The organism is Stenotrophomonas sp. CCNWLW57 (genome assembly GCF_037203925.1).
GTDB lineage: Bacteria > Pseudomonadota > Gammaproteobacteria > Xanthomonadales > Xanthomonadaceae > Stenotrophomonas > Stenotrophomonas rhizophila_A.
Map to the genome: position 1 here is coordinate 642,445 of NZ_JBBCBJ010000002.1, position 20,116 is coordinate 662,560.

Below are 20,116 nucleotides of genomic sequence, written 5' to 3' on the forward strand. Positions count from 1 at the left end.
ACGGGGAGGCCCGTCCGGCTTTTGTGCATTATCCGGGTTTCCGGGGTCGACCGCCACCCCGAAGGGGGGCGGATTCAACCGACGGTCAGCGGTCGTTCTTCATGTACTGCAGGAACGGGTCGTTCTTGTCCAGCACGATCACCCCGTTGCCGTCGGTCATGGAGTTCCGGTAGGCCTCCAGGCTGCGGTAGAACGAGAAGAACGACGGATCGGCCGAGCCGGCCTGGCCGTAGATCCGGGCCGCTTCGGCGTCGCCGGCACCACGCAGGCGCTGGGCGTCGCGCTCGGCTTCGGCCACGATCACGGTGCTTTCGCGGTCGGCCTGGGCACGGATGGTCAGCGACTGCTCTTCACCCTCGGCCCGCAGCTTGGCTGCTTCCTGCTTGCGCTGGGCGCGCATGCGCTCGTACACGTCGTTGATCACCTGGCTGTCGGTCGGCAGGTCGATCTGCTTGATGCGCAGGTCGATGATCTGCATGCCCAGGCCCTTGACCGCCTCGTTGATGCCGGTCAGCTGGCCGGCAATCAGTTCGCTGCGATCGCCGGACACCAGCTGCTGCAACGAACGCGAGTTGATCTGGTTGCGCAGCGAGTCGGTGATGATCGGCGCCAGGCGGGCATCGGCCACGCTGGCATCGCCGCCGGTGGCGCGGTAGTAGGCGCGCACGTCGGAGATGTAGCCAATGGCGAAGAAGTCGACGCTGACGTCCTTCTGCTCTGCGGTGAAGTAACGCGCCGGGGCGGTGGCCAGCACCTGGAAGCGGCGGTCGAACACGCGCACCGTTTCCACCAGCGGCAGCTTGAAGTGCAGGCCCGGCTTGATGTCGGCACGGACCACCTTGCCCAGGTTCAGCACCATGGCGGTCTGGTCCTCACGGACCACGAACACCGAACCCAGCAGGCCCAGCAGGACAGCAACGGCCAGGCCAATCCAAAGCGGACTCTTCATCGGATGGCTCCTTCGCTACCGGTCGGTCGGGTGGTCGGGCGCGTGGTCGGGCGCTCGGCGTTGCGCACGCCGTCAACCGGAGTGCTGGCCGGCAGCGACGGCATCATCACTTCCGGGGTCACCAGCGGGGTGCCGCTGGTGCCGGCGGCAGCGCCGGCACGGTTGTCGGGCATGGGCACGTAGATCAGCTGGCGGCCATCGCCGCCGATGACCTTGCGGTTCTCGGCCAACACCTTTTCGACGGTTTCCAGCCACAGGCGCTTGCGGGTGACTTCCGGGGCGTCCTTGTACTGGGCCTGCAGCAGGCTGAAGCGCTCGGCGTCACCCTGCGCGCGAGCCACCACGGCCTGCTTGAAGCCTTCGGCGGTGGTGCGGGCGCGCGAGGCCTGGCCACGGGCTTCGGGCACGACCTTGGCCGCGTAGGCCTGGGCTTCGTTGATCAGGCGTTCCTTGACCTGCTGGGCACCGTTGACCTCGTCGAAGGCCGGCTTGACCTCTTCCGGCGGACGGGCATCGGGCAGGGTCAGGCCGGTCACGACCAGGCCGGTGCGGTAGGCCTTGAGCGCGGCCTGCAGGCGTTCCTGCGCGACCACGGCCAGCGGGCCACGGTTGTTGAGGACGGCGTTGAGGTCGGCACGGCCGACCTGCTCGCGCACCGCGCTCTGCGCGGACTGCTCCAGCACCTGGTCGGCCGACACCGAGCCGAACAGGTACAGGCGCGGATCGTCGATGCGGTACTGCACGTTGAGCGACACGCGCACGATGTTCTCGTCGCGGGTCAGCACCGGCACTTCGCTGCTGAAGGTTTTGATCTGGGTCGCGTTGACCTTGGTCACCGACTCGATCGGCCAGGGCAGCTTGAAGTTCGGGCCGGGCTGCAGGATGCGCGAGAACTGGCCGAAGCGCAGCACCACGCCGCGTTGCTGTTCGCCGATCAGCTGGAAGCTGGAGAACAACAGCAGCAGGACCACCGCCACCGCCACCCAACGCAGGATGCCGCCATCGAACAGGTCCTTGAGCGGTCCGGGCAACCCGCCCCAACCACCACCACCGCCGCCACCGCGCGGGCCAAACGGCCCTCGTCGATTCTCGTCGGAACCCTGTCCGCCCTTGTTGCCGCCGGGTGTATTCCAGGCCATGCACGCTCCATCAGTAAAGGTTGCCTGCGGGCCAGTCCCGCACCGTCAACCGTTCAATCCTGTCCGATTCTACTAGATGGGGCTGACCGACAGGATTGGAAGGGGCAACCCGGCGCAGGGCGCGATTCATCACGGTAAGGTGGAGCCCCCCATTCTGCAGGGCCACCCCCATGGCGATCCCCGAGCGGTTCACCGCCTTCCGCATCCACCAGGACGAGCAGGGCCACCACAGCGGCCTGGAGCCGATCGGCCTGGCCCAGCTCAACCCGGGCGAGGTGGTGGTGCGCGCCGAATGGTCGTCGGTGAACTACAAGGATGCCCTGGCCGGCGCCGGCAAGGGGCGCATCCTGCGCCGCTTCCCGCTGGTGGGCGGGATCGACGTGGCCGGCACGGTGGTGGCCTCGGCCGACCCGGCCTGGCGCGAGGGCGATGCGGTGCTGGCCACCGGTTGCGGGCTCAGCGAGACCCGCGATGGCGGTTACAGCCAGTATGTCCGGCTGGCGTCCAGCGCGGTCATCGCACGCCCCGCCGGCCTGGGCGCGCGCGAAGCGATGGTGATCGGCACCGCCGGTTTCACCGCGGCGCTGGCCCTGCTGCGGATGCTCGACAACCGGCTCACCCCGGCCCACGGCCCGCTGGCGGTGACCGGTGCGACCGGCGGGGTCGGTTCGCTGGCGGTGGATATCTTCAGCCGGGCCGGGTTCGAGGTGCACGCGATCAGCGGCAAGGCCGACCAGGCCGATTACCTGCGGGGGCTGGGCGCGCGCGAGGTGCTGCCGCGCGACAGCCTGGCCACGGACAAGCCGATGGCGTCCGCCCGCTTCGGGGGTGGCCTGGACAATGCCGGCGGGCCGATGCTGGCCGGCCTGCTGGCCCAGACCGTGCCCTACGGCAGCGTGGTCAGCGCGGGCCTGGCCGCCAGTCCGGCGCTGGACATGACGGTGATGCCCTTCATCATCCGCGGCGTGTCGCTGCTGGGCGTGTCGTCGTCTTCGGCCCCGCGTGCGCTGCGCGAGCAGGTCTGGGAGCGACTGGGCGGCGACTGGAAGCCGCTCCACCTGGACGCGATCTGCACCGGCGAGATCGGCCTGGAGGCATTGCCGGCCGCGTTCGAGGGGATGCTGGCCGGCGGCGCGCTGGGCCGCACCGTGGTGCGGATCGACTGAGCGTTGCAGCTGGGCGACGGACGGCGTGACGGACGCTTCTCTCTGACACGGGCGCGGCCCTACACTGCGGGCATCACTTGGGGAACAACATGGCACGCATTCTGATCGTCGACGATTCACAGTTGCAGCAGGTCGCAATCAAACGCATCGTCGAGAAGCTGGGTCACGAGACGTTGACCGCCGTGGATGGCGCCGACGGGGTGGAAGTGGCCAAGGCCGAGCTGCCCGACCTGGTCCTGATGGATGTGGTGATGCCCAACCTCAACGGGTTCCAAGCCACTCGCACCCTTGCGCGCGATGCCACCACCAAGCACATTCCCGTGATCCTGGTGACCACCAAGGACCAGGACACCGACCGCATGTGGGGCATGCGCCAGGGTGCCAAGGCCTACATCACCAAGCCGTTCTCCGAAGACGAGCTGTCCGAAGTGCTGGAACGGGTCTTCAGCGGGCAGCAGCCGCCTTCGGCATGATGTGAGTGCGTACCGACCAACGGTCGGTACGCCGGCTAGATCTTTTCGCCGAACGCCTTGGCCAACGCCTTGTAGGCCTTCATCTGCGCCTCATCGGTCGGCGCCGGGGCGATGATCTCGATTTCCACGATCTGATCGCCGTCCGGATTGCCCGGCAGGCCGCGGCCACGCAGGCGCAGCTTGCGCCCGGCATCCGAGCCGGCCGGCACCTTCAGCTCCACGGCACCGCCCAGCGTGGGGACGCTGATCGACGTGCCCAGCGCGGCCTGCCACGGGGTGACATCCAGCGTGTACAGGATGTTGCGGCCGTCGACCTCGAACTGCGGATGCGCGGCGTATTCCACTTCCAGCAGCAGGTTGCCGCCGTTGGTGCCCTGCCCGGTCAGCCGGATCACCTGGCCCGGACGGATGCCCTTGGGCACGCGCACGTCCAGCTGCTTGCCGTTGACGGTGATGCGCAGGCTGTCACCGCCGTAGGCCGCTTCCAGCGGTACCGACAGCTTGGCGCGGGTGTCGCGGACCGCCTGCGGGCCGGCGCCGGCGCCGCCAAAGCCACTGGCGCGGCCAGCCCCGCCGCCGCCGCGCTGGCGGGCGAACAGGCTTTCGAAGAAGTCGCTGAAGCCACCGCCACCGGCGCCGCCGCCGAACACCTCCTCGAAGTCGAAGCCCTGCGCTCCGCCATAGTTCGGCGGTGCATGGAACTCCTCGCCCGGGCGGTAGCCCTGCGCCTTGAGCTGGTCGTAGGCCGCGCGCTTCTGCGGGTCGCGCAGCGCTTCATAGGCCTCGTTGACCGCCTTGAACTTCTCTTCCGCGCCGGTTTCCTTGCTCACGTCCGGGTGGTACTTGCGCGCCAGCCGGCGGTAGGCGGTCTTGATTTCCGCATCGCCCGCGCTGGGTTCCACGCCCAGGGTGGCGTAGTAATCCTTGAATTCCATCCATACACCTCGAATAAGTTCGGCCGCCCGCGCCGGCGGGCCCCGTCAGCGCAATTCTAGCGGCTGGCAGCCCGGCTGCCGTGATCGGGCGGATGATCCTGCGCAATGCGGTACGCACGAGTCCCGCTCATGCTCGATATGGGAATGAACAGGCGGCTTTCAACGTTTTGACGCCGCCCTCCCACGCCCCTCACTACGCTTGCCCATGAACCAGGAGCTCCCATGACCATCCACGTTGGCGACCGCATTCCCGAAGTCACCCTCAAGCGCATCCGCCAGGGCATGGAGACACTGGATACCCATGCCCTGTTCGACGGCCGCAAGGCGGTGCTGTTCGGCGTGCCCGGCGCCTTCACCCCGACCTGCTCGGCCCAGCACCTGCCCGGCTTCGTGGAGCACTTCGCCGCGTTCCGCCACCGCGGCATCGACGTGTTCTGCATGGCGGTCAACGACCCGTTCGTGATGAAGGCCTGGGGCGAAAGCCAGCAGGTCCCCGATGGGCTGCAGCTGCTGTCGGACGGCAACGGCGACTTCACCCGCGCGCTCGGACTGGAACTGGATGCCAGCAGCTCAGGCATGGGCATGCGTTCGCGCCGCTTCGCGCTGTATGTCGAAGACGGCGTGGTCCGCGAAACCTTCATCGAAGAACCCGGCAGGTTCGAGGTCTCTTCGGCGCAGTACGTGCTGGAGCACCTCCCCAGCTGATCCCCCTCCCGCAACAAAGGAACCCGGCCAGCCATGTCAAAGCCAGCCAAGCAGCACCCGAACCCCTCCTCCAACGAAAGCACGCCGCAGCCCGCCAGCCGTCCGCCGGGCATCAGCGACACGGCCACCCTGCGCGCCAAGGCCCGCAAGGACATCGAAGATGGCGCCATCACCGACAGCTACACCGCCGACCGCGAAGCGGTGATCAAGCTGCTCAACGATGCGCTTGCCACCGAATACGTGTGCGTGCTGCGCTACTACCGCCACTACTTCATGGCCAAGGGCATGCTGGCCGATGCGGTCAAGGGCGAATTCCTCGAGCACGCACAGCAGGAGCAGGCGCATGCCGGCAAGCTGGCCGAGCGCATCGTGCAGCTGGGCGGCGAACCCGACCTCAACCCCGACACGCTGACCCGACGCTCCCATGCCGAGTACAAGGAAGGCAAGGACCTTCGCGACATGGTCCGCGAGAACCTGATCGCCGAACGCATCGCCATCGACAGCTATCGGGAAATGATCAACTTCGTTGGCGACAAGGACACCACCACCAAGCGGATCCTTGAAGAGATCCTGGCCCAGGAAGAAGAGCACGCCGATGAGTTCGCGGACCTGCTCGAGGGTTGGATCGGCGAATGATCGCCGTACCGACCAACGGTCGGTACCTACCAGATACGCATGCATGATCGGTAGGTGCCGACCGTTGGTCGGTACCGTGCAATGAATCGGCAATGCGTCGGCCATGGCACGGTGGTAAGGTCGGCGACGTCCTCCTTGCAAGGAATGCATCGTGACCATTGCCCGCCGTTCTGCCCCGCTTGTGCTTGCCCTGCTGGCTTCTGCCGGGGCCTTCGCTCAGCCTGCCCCCGCGGCGGGCGAGCGCTCGCCACCTTCACCGCACTGCCTGGATGCACGCGGTGTGCGCCAGGTCGAGCAGGCCAGCCCTGCGGCCATCGCCGTGCTGGGCGCCAATGGCCAGGCGTACCGGCTGGAGTTCACCGATGCCTGCCCCGGTGTCAACGAGGCCGAACAAGTCCGGCTGGACGCACCCGATGGCTGGGCGTGTGGCAGTCCCGGTGAGCGCCTGGTGGTCGACGGCCGCACCTGCGCGGTGGCGGCGGTCGGGCTGATGGACAACCGCAGCTTCGCCGAAGCCGCCCGCGAAAGCAGCCGTCAGTACGCGGCGACCCTGCCGACAGTCAATGTGACTGCCAGATCAGCGCGCAGCAACCGGGCCCAGGCCTTCCAGGGTTCTCCCGAGTTCTGCTTCGCCACCCGCAACGTGCGCGGCTGGAGCGAAGATCCCAAGGGCGTGGTGGTGGAAACCAATCCGAAGAAGAACGGCGGTCATCGCTACTACCACCTGGAGCTGGGCAGCAGCTGCAGCATCCTGGAGGGCGCCACCGCCGTGGACTTCCAGTCCGGTTTCCAGAACGGGTTGATCTGCGGCAACCCGGGCGACCGCATCGTCATGGCCGACAATGGCCTGGTCAACGATGGTGAGGGAGGCGATCAACGCGCCCACACCCCACGCTTCGCCCGCCCCGGCTGTTCGGTATTGGCCGTCTACCCCCGGGAATGACGGTTACCTAAGGATCCGGAACCGCACCTGGGTCCAGGCACCATCGGCGGCGAGCGCGGTGAGGGTGTGCTCGCCGGCTTCGTCGAAATCCCGCTGGAAGCTGCGCGCGCCTTCGCTGCGCGCGATCCAGCGGTCATCCAGCAGCCAGTCCACCGCGTGCTCACTGCCCAGCGCACGCAGCTGCAGGCGCACGCCGTGTTCGGCATTTGGCGCGCGTGCGAGCGTTGCGCGGTCGTTGAGACCCTCGATATGCAGGCTGCCTGCACTGCTGCGGCCATCATCGCGGCAATCCGGCGACAGCGCCGGCAGCTGCGCGGCCTGGCGCTGGGCCAGTGGCAGCCACGGCGACACCAGCGCCGGCCACCGCGCTATTTCACGGCGCTGGGCCTCGTGCGGTTCGCTGCATTCCGGTGACAGCCGCAGGCCGGTGCGGGCATCCACGTTGAATGCCTGCCGCCCCGCCTGCCACAGCCGCGCATCGCGTTCTGCGAAGGTGGGCGGCACCACATCATCGAGCAGGTAGGCCTGCAGGCGTCGCTGGCACAGTGCCGGCGGCGTGGCCTCGGCGCGTTCGCCGGTCGGCCAGCACACCTCGGCCTGGGTGACGTTGGCGGGCAGTGGCGCGGCGGCGGCGTCACCGCGCTGGCGTGGCAGGCTGTCCACCACTTCGAACATCAGCGGCAATGCGGTCACCGCGCCGTACTGGCCCGGCAACGGCGTGCCGTCCGGTCGCCCCACCCATACGCCCACGGTGTAGTGGCGGGTGGTGCCGATCGCCCAGGCATCGCGATAGCCGTAGCTGGTGCCGGTTTTCCAGGCCACGCGCGCGCGCCCGGTCACGTCGAACGTACCGGCGCCATAGCCCGGGCGCGGGTTGGATTCAAGTACTTCGCGGGTGATCCATGCGGCGCCGGGTGACATCAGCCGCCGTTCGATCACGGCATCATCGGGCGTGTAGCGCACGCGGCCGGCGATGCCGTTGCGGTTGAACGCGGCGAACGTGCCAACCAGATCCTCCAGCCGCGCACCGGTGCCGCCCAGGATCAGCGACAGGTTCGGCGCGCTGCCGTGCGGGAAGCGCAGGGTGATGCCGGCATGCGACAGGCGTGCGGCGAAACGTGCCGAGCCGACCCGGTCCAGCAGGTCCACCGCCGGTACGTTGAGCGACAACCGCAACGCGGTAGCGGCGCTCACCGGGCCATTGAACGCTGCATCGAAGTTGCCGGGGCGATACCCGGCAAAACTCTGCGGCGCATCGACCATCAGGCTTTCGGAATGGATCAGGCCGTCGTCGATGGCCATGCCATACAGGAACGGCTTGAGCGTGGAGCCCGGCGAACGCCAGGCCTGGACCATGTCCACGTGACCCAGCCGCTGCTTGTCACCGAACGCCACCGACCCGACGTAGGCACGCGCCTCCAGCGTGCGGTTGTCCACCACCAACAGGGCCGCCGAGGTGCGTTCGGGCAGCTGCGAGAAATACGACGCCACGCGCTCTTCCAGGGTGCGCTGCAGCCCGCTGTCCAGCGTGCTCTGGATGCGCGCGGCGCGCGGCTGCGCGGCATGCAGGCGCTGCGCCAGCAGCGCCGCATGCAGCGGCGGCTGCAGCGCGCGGGTCACCACCGCTTCGATACGGGCGTCGTCCACTTCCTCGCGTGTCCATACCCCGAGCGCCACCATGCGCTCAAGCACCTTGTCGCGCGCAGCCTGTGCCGCCTCCGGGTGGCGGTCCGGGCGCAGCCGGCTGGGTGACTGCGGCAACACCGCCAGCAGCGCGGCCTCGGCATGCGACAGCTGCGCTGCCGGCTTGCCCAGGTACGCCCAGCTGGCCGCTTCCACGCCTTCGATGGTGCCGCCGTAGGGTGCGCGCTCCAGGTACAGCGCCAGGATCTGCGCCTTGTCCAGGTGCAGTTCCAGCTGCACCGCGCGCAGCAGCTGCTTGGCCTTGCCCCACGGGGTGCGGGTGTGCGGGTCGAGGATGCGGGCCACCTGCATGGTCAGGGTGGAGCCGCCGGACACGATCCGCCGTTCCAGCACCCATTGCTTGCCCGCGCGCAGCAGCGCCCAGGGGTTGACCCCGGGGTGCCGCCAGAACCAGCGGTCTTCGTAGTTCAGCAGGGCCTGCAGGTACAGCGGCGACACGCTGCTGGCGGAGGCCGGGTAACGCCACACGCCATCGGCGTCGGCAAACGCGCGCAGCGGCGTGCCGTCGCCGGCCACCACCAGCGTGCTGGTATCGCGCTGCCGGGGCAATGGCGGCGGGAACGCCAGGTCCAGCACCAGCAGCAGAGCCAGCAGCCCGGCCGTGCCCCAGCGCAGCACCGGCCACAGCCAGGGACGCCAGCGGTTCCAGTGCAGTCGGGAGCGAAGGGTCGTCATTGCAGTACGGCCGGCATCGCGGGCCCCGGCGTCGGCCGGGGCCCGCCCTGGGTCACGGCTGGACCACCGTCAGCGTGGTCGGGTTGCTGCGCCCCACCCCGCGCAGGTCGGGCCGGTACATGTCCTCGACCAGCGGCGGTGGCACCGTGTAGGTGCCGGGGGTGACCGCACGCACCAGGTAGAACACCTTGGCGGTGCTGCCGCGCGAGAGCTTGAGTGCGGCCACGTAGCGGTCGTCGCGGAACTCCTCATGGCGCAGCGTCGCCGCCTCGCCACGGTCTTCAACGCGCAGTCCATCGACCACCACGTCGGCCCACTGCTTGGCATCGCCCAGGTTGAAGTTCTCGATCTCCAGCCCGGCCGGCAGCAGGTCGGTCAGCAGCGCGTCGGGCATGTCCACGTTCGGGGTCACGCTGACCCGCACGATCAGTGCTTCGCCTTCCTTCAGCGCACGCGGGGTCCACGGCTTGCCGTCGGTGGTGAACCAGCTGCGTTCCACGCCGAGGGTGCGGCTGTCCGGTTCCGGCGCGGTGCGCGGAATGCCGGCCACTTCCAGGCTGGCGAACATCGGCGGCTCGCCCTTGGGGCTGAACCGCACGCCCTTGGCCAGTGCGGCGTAGTCGAAACTGCGGCCGAACATGCGGCGCGCGGCAATCGCTTCCACTTCGCTCCCGACGGCCAGCTCACCGGATACCTGCCTGGTCTGGTTGGCCGCCAGCGCCTTGCCCAGGCGCGCGATGGCCACCTGTTCCTGCGTGCTCAGCCACATCCAGCCGTTGTTGCGGCGGGCATCCAGCGCGCGGCCCAGTTCCACCGCGCGTGCGTCGTAGGCCGGCTTGGACAGCTTGCGCTCGTGCAGCAGCGCGATCATCAACGCATCGTCGCGCACCGCGCTGCCGTAATCGCCGAAGTACTGCGGGCGCTCGCTGCTGGGCTTGGCGAAACCGGCCGCAATGGCCGCATCGCCCCGCTTGTGGTCACCCTGCAGCGACAGCGCGATGCCCAGGTGGACCAGCGACAGGCCGGTGAGCGACTTGCTGCGTTCGTTGTCGTACAGCGCGCGCAGGGTACCCAGCGGGGCCCGGTTGACCCGCGCCAGCACGTAGCCCGAATACGCCTGGTTGGCGAATTTCAGGTTCTCGCGGCGGTCCTCGCCGTAGAACTGGTTGCCGCCGGACAGCAGGTCCTCGCTGAGCCGGTTGAGCGCCTTCTGCAGCACGCCGTCGGGCACGGCGAAGCCGGCGTCCTTGGCATCGAGCAGGAACTCGGCGATGTACGGGGTCAGCCACGGATTGACGTAGCCGTCGTCGCCCCACATCGAGAAGTTGCCGTTGGCTACCTGCATCGACGCCAGGCGGCCGAACGCGCCTTCCATGCGTTCGCGGCGGGTCCTGGCATCCAGCCCATCGGCACCGAGCATGGCCGAGGTGGCTTCATCCAGCATCAGTGCGGCGTAGCCCTTGCTGGTGGTCTGCTCGGCGCAGCCATACGGATACTTCAGCGCACCGTCGAGCGCACTGGCGAAGGGAATCGGCGGCAGCGCGCTGACCAGCATGCGCGCGGTGACCGAATCGCTCATCAGGCCATCGGCCAGGCCGGCGCCCAGCTCCACGTCGGCCAGCGGGTCCAGCGTGCGGGTCTGCGCGCGCAGCACCTGCGGCCACGCCGCGCGTACCGGCAGGTCATAACGGCGGTCGACCTTGAAGCCGTTGCCTTCCACCCGCACCCGCACCTTGGCCACCGTGTAGCCCTCGCGCGCCACCAGCGGGAAGCTGAGCGTGCTCTTGGCATCGGCATTGAGCTTGAGCGCCCGGCTGGGCTCGCCGAGGGTCAGCGGGCCGATCCCATCGACCTGCACGTTGAACTCGCCCGGTTTGCCGGTGAAGTTCTGCACATCCAGGGTGACCGTGCTGCGGTCGCCCGGGGCCAGCACGCGCGGCATGCTGGCTTCAGCCAGGATCGGCGCACGCACCACGGTTTCCACGTCGCGCTTGCCGTACTGGTCATCGGCGTAGACCAGCGCGGAGACGCGCAGGGTGCCGTTGAAATCCGGCACCTTCAAGGCGATCCGGGCAATGCCCTTGGCATCCAGTTTCACCGGGCCGGAGAACAGGTCCACGGTCTGCACGCGCGCGGTGGGGCGCTTGGCCTGCGGCAACGCGGCCAGGGCCATGTCACCACCGAACTTCAGTTTGCCGCTGCTGCCATCGAAGCTTTCGATCACCCGGCTGTAGATGTCGTAAGCATCCACGCCAAGGCGACGCTGGGCGAAGAAGTGGCCGGCCGCATCGGGCACCGGGAAGCGGGTGATGTTGAGGATGCCCACGTCCACCGCCGAGACCGTGACATGCGCCAGCTTGCCCGCCAGCTGCGGCGCGCTCACCGTCACCGGCAGGGTCTGCTCCGGCCGCATCTGCTTGGGGGCGGACAGGCCGACCGCGATCTGGCGTGCCTTGCGGTCCATCGGCACGTGCACCACGCCGACCGCGCGGGCCGGGGTGATCTTGCTCGGCGCACTGCCACCGCGGAACACCAGCGCGGTGATGTAGACATCGTGGCGCTCCCACTCGGCGGTGACCGGAATGTCGAAGGTGCTGCCCGGCTTGGCGTCGATCTCCTGCACGTACAGCATCTTGTCGCTTTCAACCATCAGCAAGCCCTTGCCGGCGTGCGGCGGGGTGACGGTGACGCGGACCTTGTCGCCGGCCTTGTAGCCGGTCTTGTCCAGGCCCAGCTTGATCTTGTCCGGGCGTGCATCCAGGCCGCGGTTTTCGTCGTTCCAGCTCCAGCCGGCGTGGAACGGGTAACGGCTGGTCAGCCCGGTGGCCGGGTCGAACACATCCAGGCGGTACTCGCCCCATTCCACCGGGAAGTCCACGCCCACCGCCGCGCTGCCGGCGTCCAGGGTGCGGCTTTCCTTGTTTTCGAAGCGGCGGCTGAAGTCGTAATCCCAACGGTTGTCGTTGAAGGTCCAGTGGTAATCACGCAGCTCGCGCACCAGGGTGACCTTCAGGCCCTTGCCGGGCTGTGGCTTGCCGGCCGCATCCACGCGCAGGACTTCAAAGCGCGCGTTGCTGTTCGCATCGGCGCCGTCATCGGGGTTGAACAGCGGGCGCACGCCGACCAGCACCGGGGCCGGCCACAGCACCCGCTTCAGGGTGCGGCTGACCGTGCGCCCGCCGGTTTCATACACGCTGCCCGACAGCACCACCGCCACCGGCGCGCTGGCCTTGACCTCGGCCGGCAGCTCCACGTCCTGGCGCAGCGTGCCGTCGGCGGGGAACTCGGTATCGATCACATCGCGCGCCTCGCGCGGCAGCTCCAGGGTCGGGTCGCCGAAGAAGTAGCCCGGCAGCGAGTCCACCGGCGACTGCTCGGCCGCCACCGCCAGGCGCGCGGTGAAGCGGTTGCCATCGGCCGGCGCACCGTACAGGTAGGCCGCATCGGCCTGCAGCTTGAGCGGCTCGCCCGGTTTGAGGGTCTTCTGCGGGCTGTCCAGGTCCAGCTTCATGCGCTCGGGCAGGAACTCCTCGATGCGCAGGGTCATGCCCTGGATCGCCTCCTTGCTGGCCGGGTTGGTGCGGAACTCCACCTGCCAGCGCCCGGTCGGCGCTTCCACCGGGATGGTCTGTTCGAAGCTCAGGTAGCCCTGCTCGCCCGGTTGCAGGCGGGTTTCGCGGAAGGTCTTGCCGTCAGGCTGCTTCAGGCGCAGGAACACCGGCTGCCCGCCCTTGCCAGGGCCGCTGACCGGCTTACCGTCGTTGTCGCGCAGCAGCGCGGAAATGCGCACGGTTTCGCCGGGGCGGTACAGGTCGCGACCGGACCAGGCGAACACGTCGAACCACGCGTTGTCGCGGCCGGCCACGGCAAACTCGCTCAGGTCCAGCGCCGGCTGGTTGAACGGCAGCATCGAGGTATCCGCACCGCTGCTGGCAATCAGCACATGGCCCGCATCCAGGGTGTAGTTGAGCAGCGCGTTGCCGTTGCCGTCGGTACTGCCCTTGAGCACCACCTCGCCCTTCGCGTCGATGATGCGCAGGTCGATCTTCTTCAGCGCCGCGCCGCTCTGCAGCGAGGCGGTGTGCACGAACAGGGTGTCCTTGTAGGCGCGGGTGTGCAGGCCGATGTCGCTGACGGTGAAGAAGGCGGTGTCGAACTCGCTGTCGAACGAGCCGCTGCGCTTCATCACCGCGAAGTACAGGCCCGGCTCCTGCAGTTCCTTGATGTCCTGGGTGGGGAGGTAGGTCAGCACGCGCTCGTTCTGCTTGCCGCCCAGCACGAAGCGGTTGACGTAGACCGGCTCGGCCAGCTGCGACATCGGGGTCTTGTCGCCGTATTCGCTGTCCAGCTCCCAGCTGCCACGGCGGCCGCCGCGCTGGTACTGGCTGAAGAAGCTGGACAGTTCCTTGTCGCGCACGCGCAGGAACTCCACGTCCACTTCCTTCACGTTGACCGACACCACCGGCAGGCCGCGGCTTTCGCGCGCCGGCAGCACGCTGCCCTGCGAGGCGAAGCCGGCCACCGGCTTGAGCTCACCGCTGAAGACCTTCTGGCGCAGTTCCTTGCCGATCCGGCTGCCGTCGGCGGCCAGCAGGTCCGGCGAGACGATCAGGGTGTACTCCTTGGCCGCCTCGACGAACGGGTAGCGCAGGGTCTTGCCGTCGTCGGACAGGGTCCAGCTGCTGTCCTCGGTGCCGACCTTTTCGCCGAAGCGGACCAGCTTGTCGAAGTCCTGGGTGCCGACCAGCGGCCGCGAGAACTCGAGGGCCAGCGACAGACCATCACTCTTCTGGTCGGGGAAGGCGCGTACCAGGGTGAACTCGCTGACGGCCTCGGCCTTGGCGGCAATCGGCGCACCCGACGGCGTCGGCAGCTGGCCGCTGTCGTTGCGCTTGCAGCCGCCGATCCCCAGTGCCAGGCCGGCGACCAGCGCCATCCCCAGGATTCCCTTCCAGCCCCACCGCCCGACCGTTGCCATATGTCGCTCCTTGAACAAGGGCTTCATTATGCACCCGGGCGTTACGGGCTGCCTGGACACGCATGGCGTGTGCCAGGTGGTGCGTACGGGGCGGTCAGACGGTCCCGGCCGGGACCCTTACCGCGCCTTCCATCAGCACCCGTGCGCTGCGACTCATGATCGCCTTGGTTACGGTCCACTGGCCATCGACCTGCGCCGCCTCCGCGCCCACACGCAGGGTTCCCGACGGATGTCCGAAGGTGACCGCACCGCGCTCGCCCCCGCCAGCCGCCAGGTTCACCAGCGTGCCCGGAATGGCGGCAGCCGTGCCGATGGCTACCGCCGCGGTGCCCATCATGGCGTGGTGCAGCTTGCCCATCGACAGCGCGCGGGCGTGCAGGTCGATGTCGCCCGCCGCGATCTGCCTGCCACTGGAGGACACGTAGTCCTGCGCCGGGGCGACGAACGCAACCTTGGGCGTGTGCTGGCGGGTCGCAGCCTGGTCGATGCTGTCGATCAGGCCCATGCGCACTGCGCCGTGTGCGCGGATCGCCTCGAACCGGGCCAGCGCGGCCTTGTCCTCGTTGATCGCCGGCTGCAGCTCCGTACCGGTGTAGCCCAGGTCCGCCGCGTTGAGGAAGATGGTGGGAATGCCAGCGGTGATCATCGTCACCTGGAAGCTGCCCACGCCGGGCACGTCCAGCGTGTCGACCAGGTTGCCGGTGGGAAACATAGAACCGCCCTCGCCTTCGCCATCGTCGGACGGATCGAGGAACTCCAGCGCGATCTCAGCGGCCGGGAAGGTCACCCCGTCCAGTTCGAAGTCGCCGATCTCCTGCACCTGCCCGTCTACCACCGGCACGTGGGCCAGGATGGTCTTGCCGATGTTGGCCTGCCAGATCCGCACCGTGCAGATGCCATTGCGCGGAACGCGGGTCGGATCGATGAAACCGTTGCTGATCGCGAACGGTCCCACGGCGGTACTGAGGTTGCCGCAGTTGCCGCTCCAGTCCACGAACGCGGTGTCGATCGAGACCTGCCCGTAGAGGTAATCCACATCATGGTCGGGCACCGATGGCGCCGAGATGATCACGCACTTGCTGGTGCTGGACGTCGCCCCGCCCATGCCGTCGGTGTGCTTGCCATAGGGATCGGGCGAACCGATCACGCGCATCAGCAGCGCATCACGCGCCGGACCTGGGACCTGCGCGGCAAACGGCAGGTCCTGCTGGCGGAAGAACACACCCTTGCTGGTGCCACCGCGCATGTAGGTGGCGGGAATGCGGAGTTGGGGAAGATAGGTCATTGGGTATCCAATAGGGCATCAAGGCCACGACGTGCATTCCAGATCCTGACGACACGGATGTGGTCGGCCAACGCTATGTAGTAGATGAGGTAGTCATCAAAACGACGAATGGGAAGGAAGCGCAGCGATCCTTCAGGAAGGTCCAGGACACCATCGTGTCGGGTTGAGCCTGCTTCCGGGTGCCGCTCCAACAGTTCAACGGCTGCCTGAAGGGCGTCGATGAAAGCCAGTTCCAGCGCCGTTCCGCCTGCGCCGGCGAACCACTGGGCCGCCTCGTCGGCGTCCTGGAGCGCGCGTGGATACCAACGGGAGGGCTTCATTTCCCGCTGCGCTCCTTGGCCCGTTCACGCATGCGATTGAAATGATCGGCTTCCAGCGGCTCTGCGGTTCCTGAGGCAAGGCCCTCTGCAACCAACTTGCGGAGCAGGTCTTCCGATTTGCTCCGCTGACGCTGGCGGATCAGGTCACGCACGTAGTCGGAGGTACTGGAGTAGCCGCCTTCGCTGACTTCTTCGTCGACAAACTGCTTGAGCGGGTCACTGAGCGAGATGTTCATCGTGGCCATGGGGGCCTCCTATGGCAATTCTTGCCATGAATGGTGCGCCTACAGCCCCATGGCTGCAAGCGCACCCCCATTCATCCTTCATATTCAGTAGGACAGACAGGATTTCACGCCACCTGCGAGGATTCGAGGAAGTCCTGCGCAAAACGCTGCAATACCCCGCCCGCTTCGTAGATCGAGACTTCTTCCGCGGTGTCCAGGCGGCAGGTGACCGGCACCCGCAGCTGTTCGCCGTCACGGCGGTTGATCACCAGGGTCAGTTCGGCGCGCGGCACGCGCTCACCGACCACGTCGAAGGTTTCGGTACCGTCGATACCCAGCGACAGCCGGTTCACGCCCGGCTTGAACTCCAGCGGGAGTACGCCCATGCCGATCAGGTTGGTGCGATGGATGCGTTCGAAACCCTCGGCGGCGATGGCTTCCACGCCGGCCAGGCGCACGCCCTTGGCGGCCCAGTCGCGCGAGCTGCCCTGGCCGTAATCGGCGCCGGCGATGATGATCAACGGCTGCTTGCGCTCCATGTAGGTTTCGATCGCCTCCCACATGCGGGTGACCTTGCCTTCCGGTTCGATGCGCGCCAGCGAACCCTGCTTGACCTGGCCGTCGACCACGGCCATTTCATTGATCAGCTTCGGGTTGGCGAAGGTGGCACGCTGCGCGGTGAGATGGTCGCCGCGATGGGTGGCGTAGGAATTGAAGTCCTCCTCGGGCAGGCCCATCTTCGCCAGGTACTCACCGGCGGCGCTGCTGGCCAGGATCGCGTTGGACGGCGACAGGTGGTCGGTGGTGATGTTGTCGCCGAGCACCGCCAGTGCACGCATCCCGGTCAGCCCGCGCTCGCCGGCCAACGCGCCCTCCCAGTACGGCGGGCGGCGGATGTAGGTGCTCTGCGGGCGCCAGTCGTACAGCGGGCTGATCGGCGCACCGTGTTCGACCTTGAAGGTGAACATCGGCTCATAGACCTGGCGGAACTGTTCCGGCTTGACGCTGGCAGCCACCACCGCGTCGATCTCGGCATCGCTCGGCCACAGGTCCTTCAGGGTGATCGCGCTGCCGTCGTCGCGGAAGCCCAGCGCGTCCTTCTCGATGTCGAAGCGCACCGTGCCGGCAATGGCGTAGGCCACCACCAGCGGCGGCGAGGCCAGGAAGGCCTGCTTGGCATACGGATGGATGCGCCCGTCGAAGTTGCGGTTGCCCGACAGCACGGCGGTGGCGTACAGGTCGCGGTCGATCACTTCCTGCTGGATCTTCGGATCCAGCGCACCGCTCATGCCGTTGCAGGTGGTGCAGGCAAAGCCGACGATGCCGAAGCCCATCTGTTCCAGGTCGCCGATCAGGCCGGCCTCTTCCAGGTACAGCTGGACGGCCTTGGAACCAGGCGCCAGCGAGCTCTTCACCCACGGCTTGCGGCTCAGCCCGGCACGGTTGGCGTTGCGCGCCAGCAACGCGGCGGCAATCACGTTGCGCGGGTTGCTGGTGTTGGTGCAGCTGGTAATGGCGGCGATGATCACCGCGCCGTCAGGCATCAGGCCCTGCTCCTGCTCGAGCTTGCCGGAGGCCAGCTTGGCTTCGTCGGCAATGCCGCGCGCGGCCAGTTCGCTGGTGGCCACCCGCTTGTGCGGGTTGGACGGGCCGGCCATGTTGCGCACCACGCTGGACAGGTCGAACTTCAGCACGCGCTCGTAGCGCACCTGGCCCAGGTCGTCCGACCACAGACCGGTCACCTTGGCGTAAGTTTCCACCAGCTTCACCTGGGTCTCTTCGCGGCCGGTCAGGCGCAGGTAGTCCAAGGTCTGCTGGTCAATCGAGAACATCGCCGCCGTGGCGCCGAACTCGGGGGTCATGTTGGAAATAGTGGCGCGGTCGCCGATGGTCAGCGCGGTGGCGCCTTCACCGTAGAACTCGATCCACGCCCCCACCACGCGCTCCTTGCGCAGGAACTCGGTCAGCGCCAGCACCAGGTCGGTACAGGTAATGCCCGGCTGCGGGCGACCGGTCAGCTCGACACCAATGATGTCCGGCAGACGCATCCACGAGGCGCGGCCGAGCATGACGTTCTCCGCTTCCAGGCCGCCGACGCCGATGGCGATCACGCCCAGCGCGTCCACGTGCGGGGTGTGGCTGTCGGTGCCCACGCAGGTATCGGGGAAGGCCACGCCATCGCGCACCTGGATCACCGGCGACATCTTCTCCAGGTTGATCTGGTGCATGATCCCGTTGCCGGGCGGAATCACATCGACGTTCTTGAACGCCTTCTTGGTCCAGTTGATGAAGTGGAAGCGGTCTTCGTTGCGGCGGTCCTCGACGGCGCGGTTCTTCTCGAACGCGGCCTTGTCGAAGCCCGGGTATTCCACCGCCAGCGAGTGATCCACGATCAGCTGGGTGGGTACCACCGGGTTGATCTGGGCCGGGTCGCCACCGGCGTCGGCAATGGCATCGCGCAGGCCGGCCAGGTCGACCAGCGCGGTCTGGCCGAGGATGTCATGGCACACCACGCGCGCCGGATACCACGGGAAATCCAGGTCCTGGCGGCGCTCGATCAGCTGCCGCAGCGAGGCCTCCAGGGTGGCCGGGTCACAGCGACGCACCAGGTTTTCGGCCAGCACGCGCGAGGTGTACGGCAGCGTGGCATAGGCACCCGGGGCAATCGCATCGACTGCGGCGCGGGTATCGAAATAGTCCAGCGCGGTGCCGGGCAGGGTCTTGCGGTAATCAGTGTTCATGGCTGGCGGTAGCTGCTTCTGTTTGGCGGGCCGTGCGGGAAATGCGGAAAGGCCGGCCCGTGGGCCGGCCCTTCGTTCAGCGGCGCTGGTCGATCGGCACGAAGGCCTGGTCTTCCGGGCCGGTGTAGTTGGCGCTGGGGCGGATGATCTTGCCGTCGATGCGCTGTTCGATCACGTGTGCGCTCCAGCCCGAGGTACGGGCGATCACGAACAACGGGGTGAACATCGCGGTCGGCACGCCCATCATGTGATAGCTGACGGCGCTGAACCAGTCCAGGTTCGGGAACATCTTCTTGATGTCCCACATCACCGATTCCAGGCGCTCGGCGATGTCGTACATCTTCAGGTTCTGCTGCTCGCTGGACAGCTCGCGGGCCACGTCCTTGATCACGTTGTTGCGCGGATCACTGACGGTGTAGACCGGATGGCCGAAGCCGATCACCACTTCCTTGCGCTCGACGCGGGCCTTGATGTCGGCCTCGGCTTCGTCCGGGGAGTCGTAGCGCTTCTGCACTTCGAACGCCACTTCATTGGCGCCGCCGTGCTTCGGCCCGCGCAGCGCGCCGATGCCGCCGGTGATGCAGCTGTACATGTCGCTGCCGGTGCCGGCGATGACGCGGCAGGTGAACGTCGAGGCGTTGAACTCGTGCTCGGCGTACAGGATCAGCGACGTGTGCATCGCCTTCACCCACGAATCCTGCGGCTTCTCGCCGTGCAGCAGGTGCAGGAAGTGGCCACCGATGGAATCGTCGTCGGTTTCCACGTCGATCGCGCGGCCGTTGTGGCTCCAGTGGTACCAGTACAGCAGCATCGAGCCCAGGCAGGCCATCAGCTTGTCGGCGATGTCGCGGGCACCAGGGTGGTTGTGGTCGTCTTTTTCCGGCGACACGCAGCCCAGCACGGAAACGCCGGTGCGCATCACGTCCATCGGGTGCGCCGACGGCGGCAGTTCTTCCAGCGCGGCCTTGACCGCGGCCGGGATGCCGCGCAGCGACTTCAGCTTGGCCTTGTAGGCGACCAGCTCGGCGCGGGTGGGCAGCTTGCCGTGCACCAACAGGTGGGCGATTTCCTCGAACTCGCTGGTGTTGGCCAGGTCCAGGATGTCATAGCCGCGGTAATGCAGGTCGTTGCCGCTGCGGCCGACGGTGCACAGGGCAGTGTTGCCGGCGGCGGTGCCCGACAGGGCGACGGACTTCTTCGGCTTGAAGCCGGGGGCGGTGGTTGCTTCGCTCATGATCCCTCC

General features: G+C 67.7%; 15 protein-coding genes. 5 read left to right on the forward strand and 10 right to left on the reverse strand.

Features of this window, described 5'->3' with window-relative positions; genetic code table 11:
• Positions 1-85: 85 nt before the first annotated feature.
• Both V9K91_RS07770 and hflK read right to left on the reverse strand, forming a co-directional pair.
• Positions 86-949, reverse strand: a complete 864-nt coding sequence (locus V9K91_RS07770; RefSeq protein ID WP_093532862.1) for a protease modulator HflC — start codon at positions 947-949, stop codon at positions 86-88.
• A complete protein-coding gene (gene hflK / locus V9K91_RS07775; RefSeq protein WP_093532861.1) occupies positions 946-2,088 on the reverse strand; it encodes an FtsH protease activity modulator HflK in 1,143 nt (380 codons plus the stop codon). Before hflK ends, V9K91_RS07770 begins: the two co-directional genes overlap by 4 nt.
• Before the next feature lie 170 nt (positions 2,089-2,258).
• Between hflK and V9K91_RS07780 the strand changes: the two genes are divergently transcribed.
• A complete protein-coding gene (locus V9K91_RS07780) occupies positions 2,259-3,254 on the forward strand; it encodes a YhdH/YhfP family quinone oxidoreductase (RefSeq protein ID WP_336443216.1) in 996 nt (331 codons plus the stop codon).
• Between the two features lie 89 nt (positions 3,255-3,343).
• Positions 3,344-3,727 carry a twitching motility response regulator PilH gene (pilH, locus tag V9K91_RS07785; protein WP_068853659.1) on the forward strand — a complete coding sequence of 128 codons (384 nt, stop codon included), beginning with the start codon at positions 3,344-3,346 and terminating at the stop codon, positions 3,725-3,727.
• A 35-nt stretch (positions 3,728-3,762) separates the two neighbouring features.
• On the opposite strand, the gene V9K91_RS07790 is transcribed toward pilH, so the two are convergent.
• Complete coding sequence (locus tag V9K91_RS07790) at positions 3,763-4,662, reverse strand: DnaJ C-terminal domain-containing protein (RefSeq protein WP_336443215.1); 900 nt, start codon at positions 4,660-4,662, stop codon at positions 3,763-3,765.
• Between the two features lie 222 nt (positions 4,663-4,884).
• On the opposite strand from V9K91_RS07790, the gene V9K91_RS07795 reads away from it, so the two are divergent.
• From V9K91_RS07795 to V9K91_RS07805, 3 genes are all read left to right on the forward strand, one after another.
• Positions 4,885-5,367: a peroxiredoxin gene (locus tag V9K91_RS07795; RefSeq protein ID WP_307106568.1), complete on the forward strand. Its 483-nt coding sequence runs from the start codon at positions 4,885-4,887 to the stop codon at positions 5,365-5,367.
• Between the two features lie 33 nt (positions 5,368-5,400).
• On the forward strand, positions 5,401-6,003 hold the full coding sequence (locus tag V9K91_RS07800; protein WP_095364399.1) for a ferritin-like domain-containing protein: 603 nt from the start codon (positions 5,401-5,403) through the stop codon (positions 6,001-6,003).
• Positions 6,004-6,154: 151 nt separating this feature from the next.
• Positions 6,155-6,946 (forward strand): hypothetical protein, encoded by a 792-nt coding sequence (locus V9K91_RS07805; protein WP_237334267.1) that lies wholly within the window; start codon positions 6,155-6,157, stop codon positions 6,944-6,946.
• 3 nt (positions 6,947-6,949) lie between these two features.
• On the opposite strand, the gene pbpC is transcribed toward V9K91_RS07805, so the two are convergent.
• The 7 genes from pbpC to prpC form a co-directional block, all read right to left on the reverse strand.
• The gene (gene pbpC / locus V9K91_RS07810; RefSeq protein WP_336443214.1) at positions 6,950-9,325 is read right to left on the reverse strand and encodes a penicillin-binding protein 1C; all 2,376 of its coding nucleotides are present in this window, start codon (positions 9,323-9,325) and stop codon (positions 6,950-6,952) included.
• A 52-nt stretch (positions 9,326-9,377) separates the two neighbouring features.
• Positions 9,378-14,303, reverse strand: coding sequence for an alpha-2-macroglobulin (locus V9K91_RS07815; protein WP_336443213.1), 4,926 nt, complete (start codon positions 14,301-14,303; stop codon positions 9,378-9,380).
• A gap of 94 nt (positions 14,304-14,397) precedes the next feature.
• Positions 14,398-15,588, reverse strand: a complete 1,191-nt coding sequence (gene prpF, locus V9K91_RS07820; RefSeq protein WP_336443212.1) for a 2-methylaconitate cis-trans isomerase PrpF — start codon at positions 15,586-15,588, stop codon at positions 14,398-14,400.
• Positions 15,585-15,908 (reverse strand): type II toxin-antitoxin system RelE/ParE family toxin, encoded by a 324-nt coding sequence (locus tag V9K91_RS07825; protein WP_095364394.1) that lies wholly within the window; start codon positions 15,906-15,908, stop codon positions 15,585-15,587. The genes prpF and V9K91_RS07825 overlap by 4 nt, the downstream gene beginning before the upstream one ends.
• The gene (locus V9K91_RS07830) at positions 15,905-16,153 is read right to left on the reverse strand and encodes a type II toxin-antitoxin system ParD family antitoxin (protein ID WP_095364393.1); all 249 of its coding nucleotides are present in this window, start codon (positions 16,151-16,153) and stop codon (positions 15,905-15,907) included. The genes V9K91_RS07825 and V9K91_RS07830 overlap by 4 nt, the downstream gene beginning before the upstream one ends.
• 104 nt (positions 16,154-16,257) lie before the next feature.
• Positions 16,258-18,873: a Fe/S-dependent 2-methylisocitrate dehydratase AcnD gene (acnD, locus tag V9K91_RS07835; RefSeq protein WP_336443211.1), complete on the reverse strand. Its 2,616-nt coding sequence runs from the start codon at positions 18,871-18,873 to the stop codon at positions 16,258-16,260.
• A 76-nt stretch (positions 18,874-18,949) separates the two neighbouring features.
• A complete protein-coding gene (gene prpC, locus V9K91_RS07840; protein ID WP_068853668.1) occupies positions 18,950-20,107 on the reverse strand; it encodes a 2-methylcitrate synthase in 1,158 nt (385 codons plus the stop codon).
• Positions 20,108-20,116 lie beyond the last annotated feature (9 nt).

Coding starts and splice junctions, on each gene's coding strand:
- pilH (WP_068853659.1), top strand. CDS start 3,344: ATGGCACGCATTCTGATCGTCGACGATTCACAGTTGCAGCAGGTCGCA.
- V9K91_RS07780 (WP_336443216.1), top strand. CDS start 2,259: ATGGCGATCCCCGAGCGGTTCACCGCCTTCCGCATCCACCAGGACGAG.
- prpC (WP_068853668.1), bottom strand. CDS start 20,107: ATGAGCGAAGCAACCACCGCCCCCGGCTTCAAGCCGAAGAAGTCCGTC.
- V9K91_RS07790 (WP_336443215.1), bottom strand. CDS start 4,662: ATGGAATTCAAGGATTACTACGCCACCCTGGGCGTGGAACCCAGCGCG.
- V9K91_RS07815 (WP_336443213.1), bottom strand. CDS start 14,303: ATGGCAACGGTCGGGCGGTGGGGCTGGAAGGGAATCCTGGGGATGGCG.
- V9K91_RS07770 (WP_093532862.1), bottom strand. CDS start 949: ATGAAGAGTCCGCTTTGGATTGGCCTGGCCGTTGCTGTCCTGCTGGGC.
- V9K91_RS07830 (WP_095364393.1), bottom strand. CDS start 16,153: ATGGCCACGATGAACATCTCGCTCAGTGACCCGCTCAAGCAGTTTGTC.
- hflK (WP_093532861.1), bottom strand. CDS start 2,088: ATGGCCTGGAATACACCCGGCGGCAACAAGGGCGGACAGGGTTCCGAC.
- V9K91_RS07800 (WP_095364399.1), top strand. CDS start 5,401: ATGTCAAAGCCAGCCAAGCAGCACCCGAACCCCTCCTCCAACGAAAGC.
- pbpC (WP_336443214.1), bottom strand. CDS start 9,325: ATGACGACCCTTCGCTCCCGACTGCACTGGAACCGCTGGCGTCCCTGG.
- prpF (WP_336443212.1), bottom strand. CDS start 15,588: ATGACCTATCTTCCCCAACTCCGCATTCCCGCCACCTACATGCGCGGT.
- V9K91_RS07825 (WP_095364394.1), bottom strand. CDS start 15,908: ATGAAGCCCTCCCGTTGGTATCCACGCGCGCTCCAGGACGCCGACGAG.
- V9K91_RS07795 (WP_307106568.1), top strand. CDS start 4,885: ATGACCATCCACGTTGGCGACCGCATTCCCGAAGTCACCCTCAAGCGC.
- acnD (WP_336443211.1), bottom strand. CDS start 18,873: ATGAACACTGATTACCGCAAGACCCTGCCCGGCACCGCGCTGGACTAT.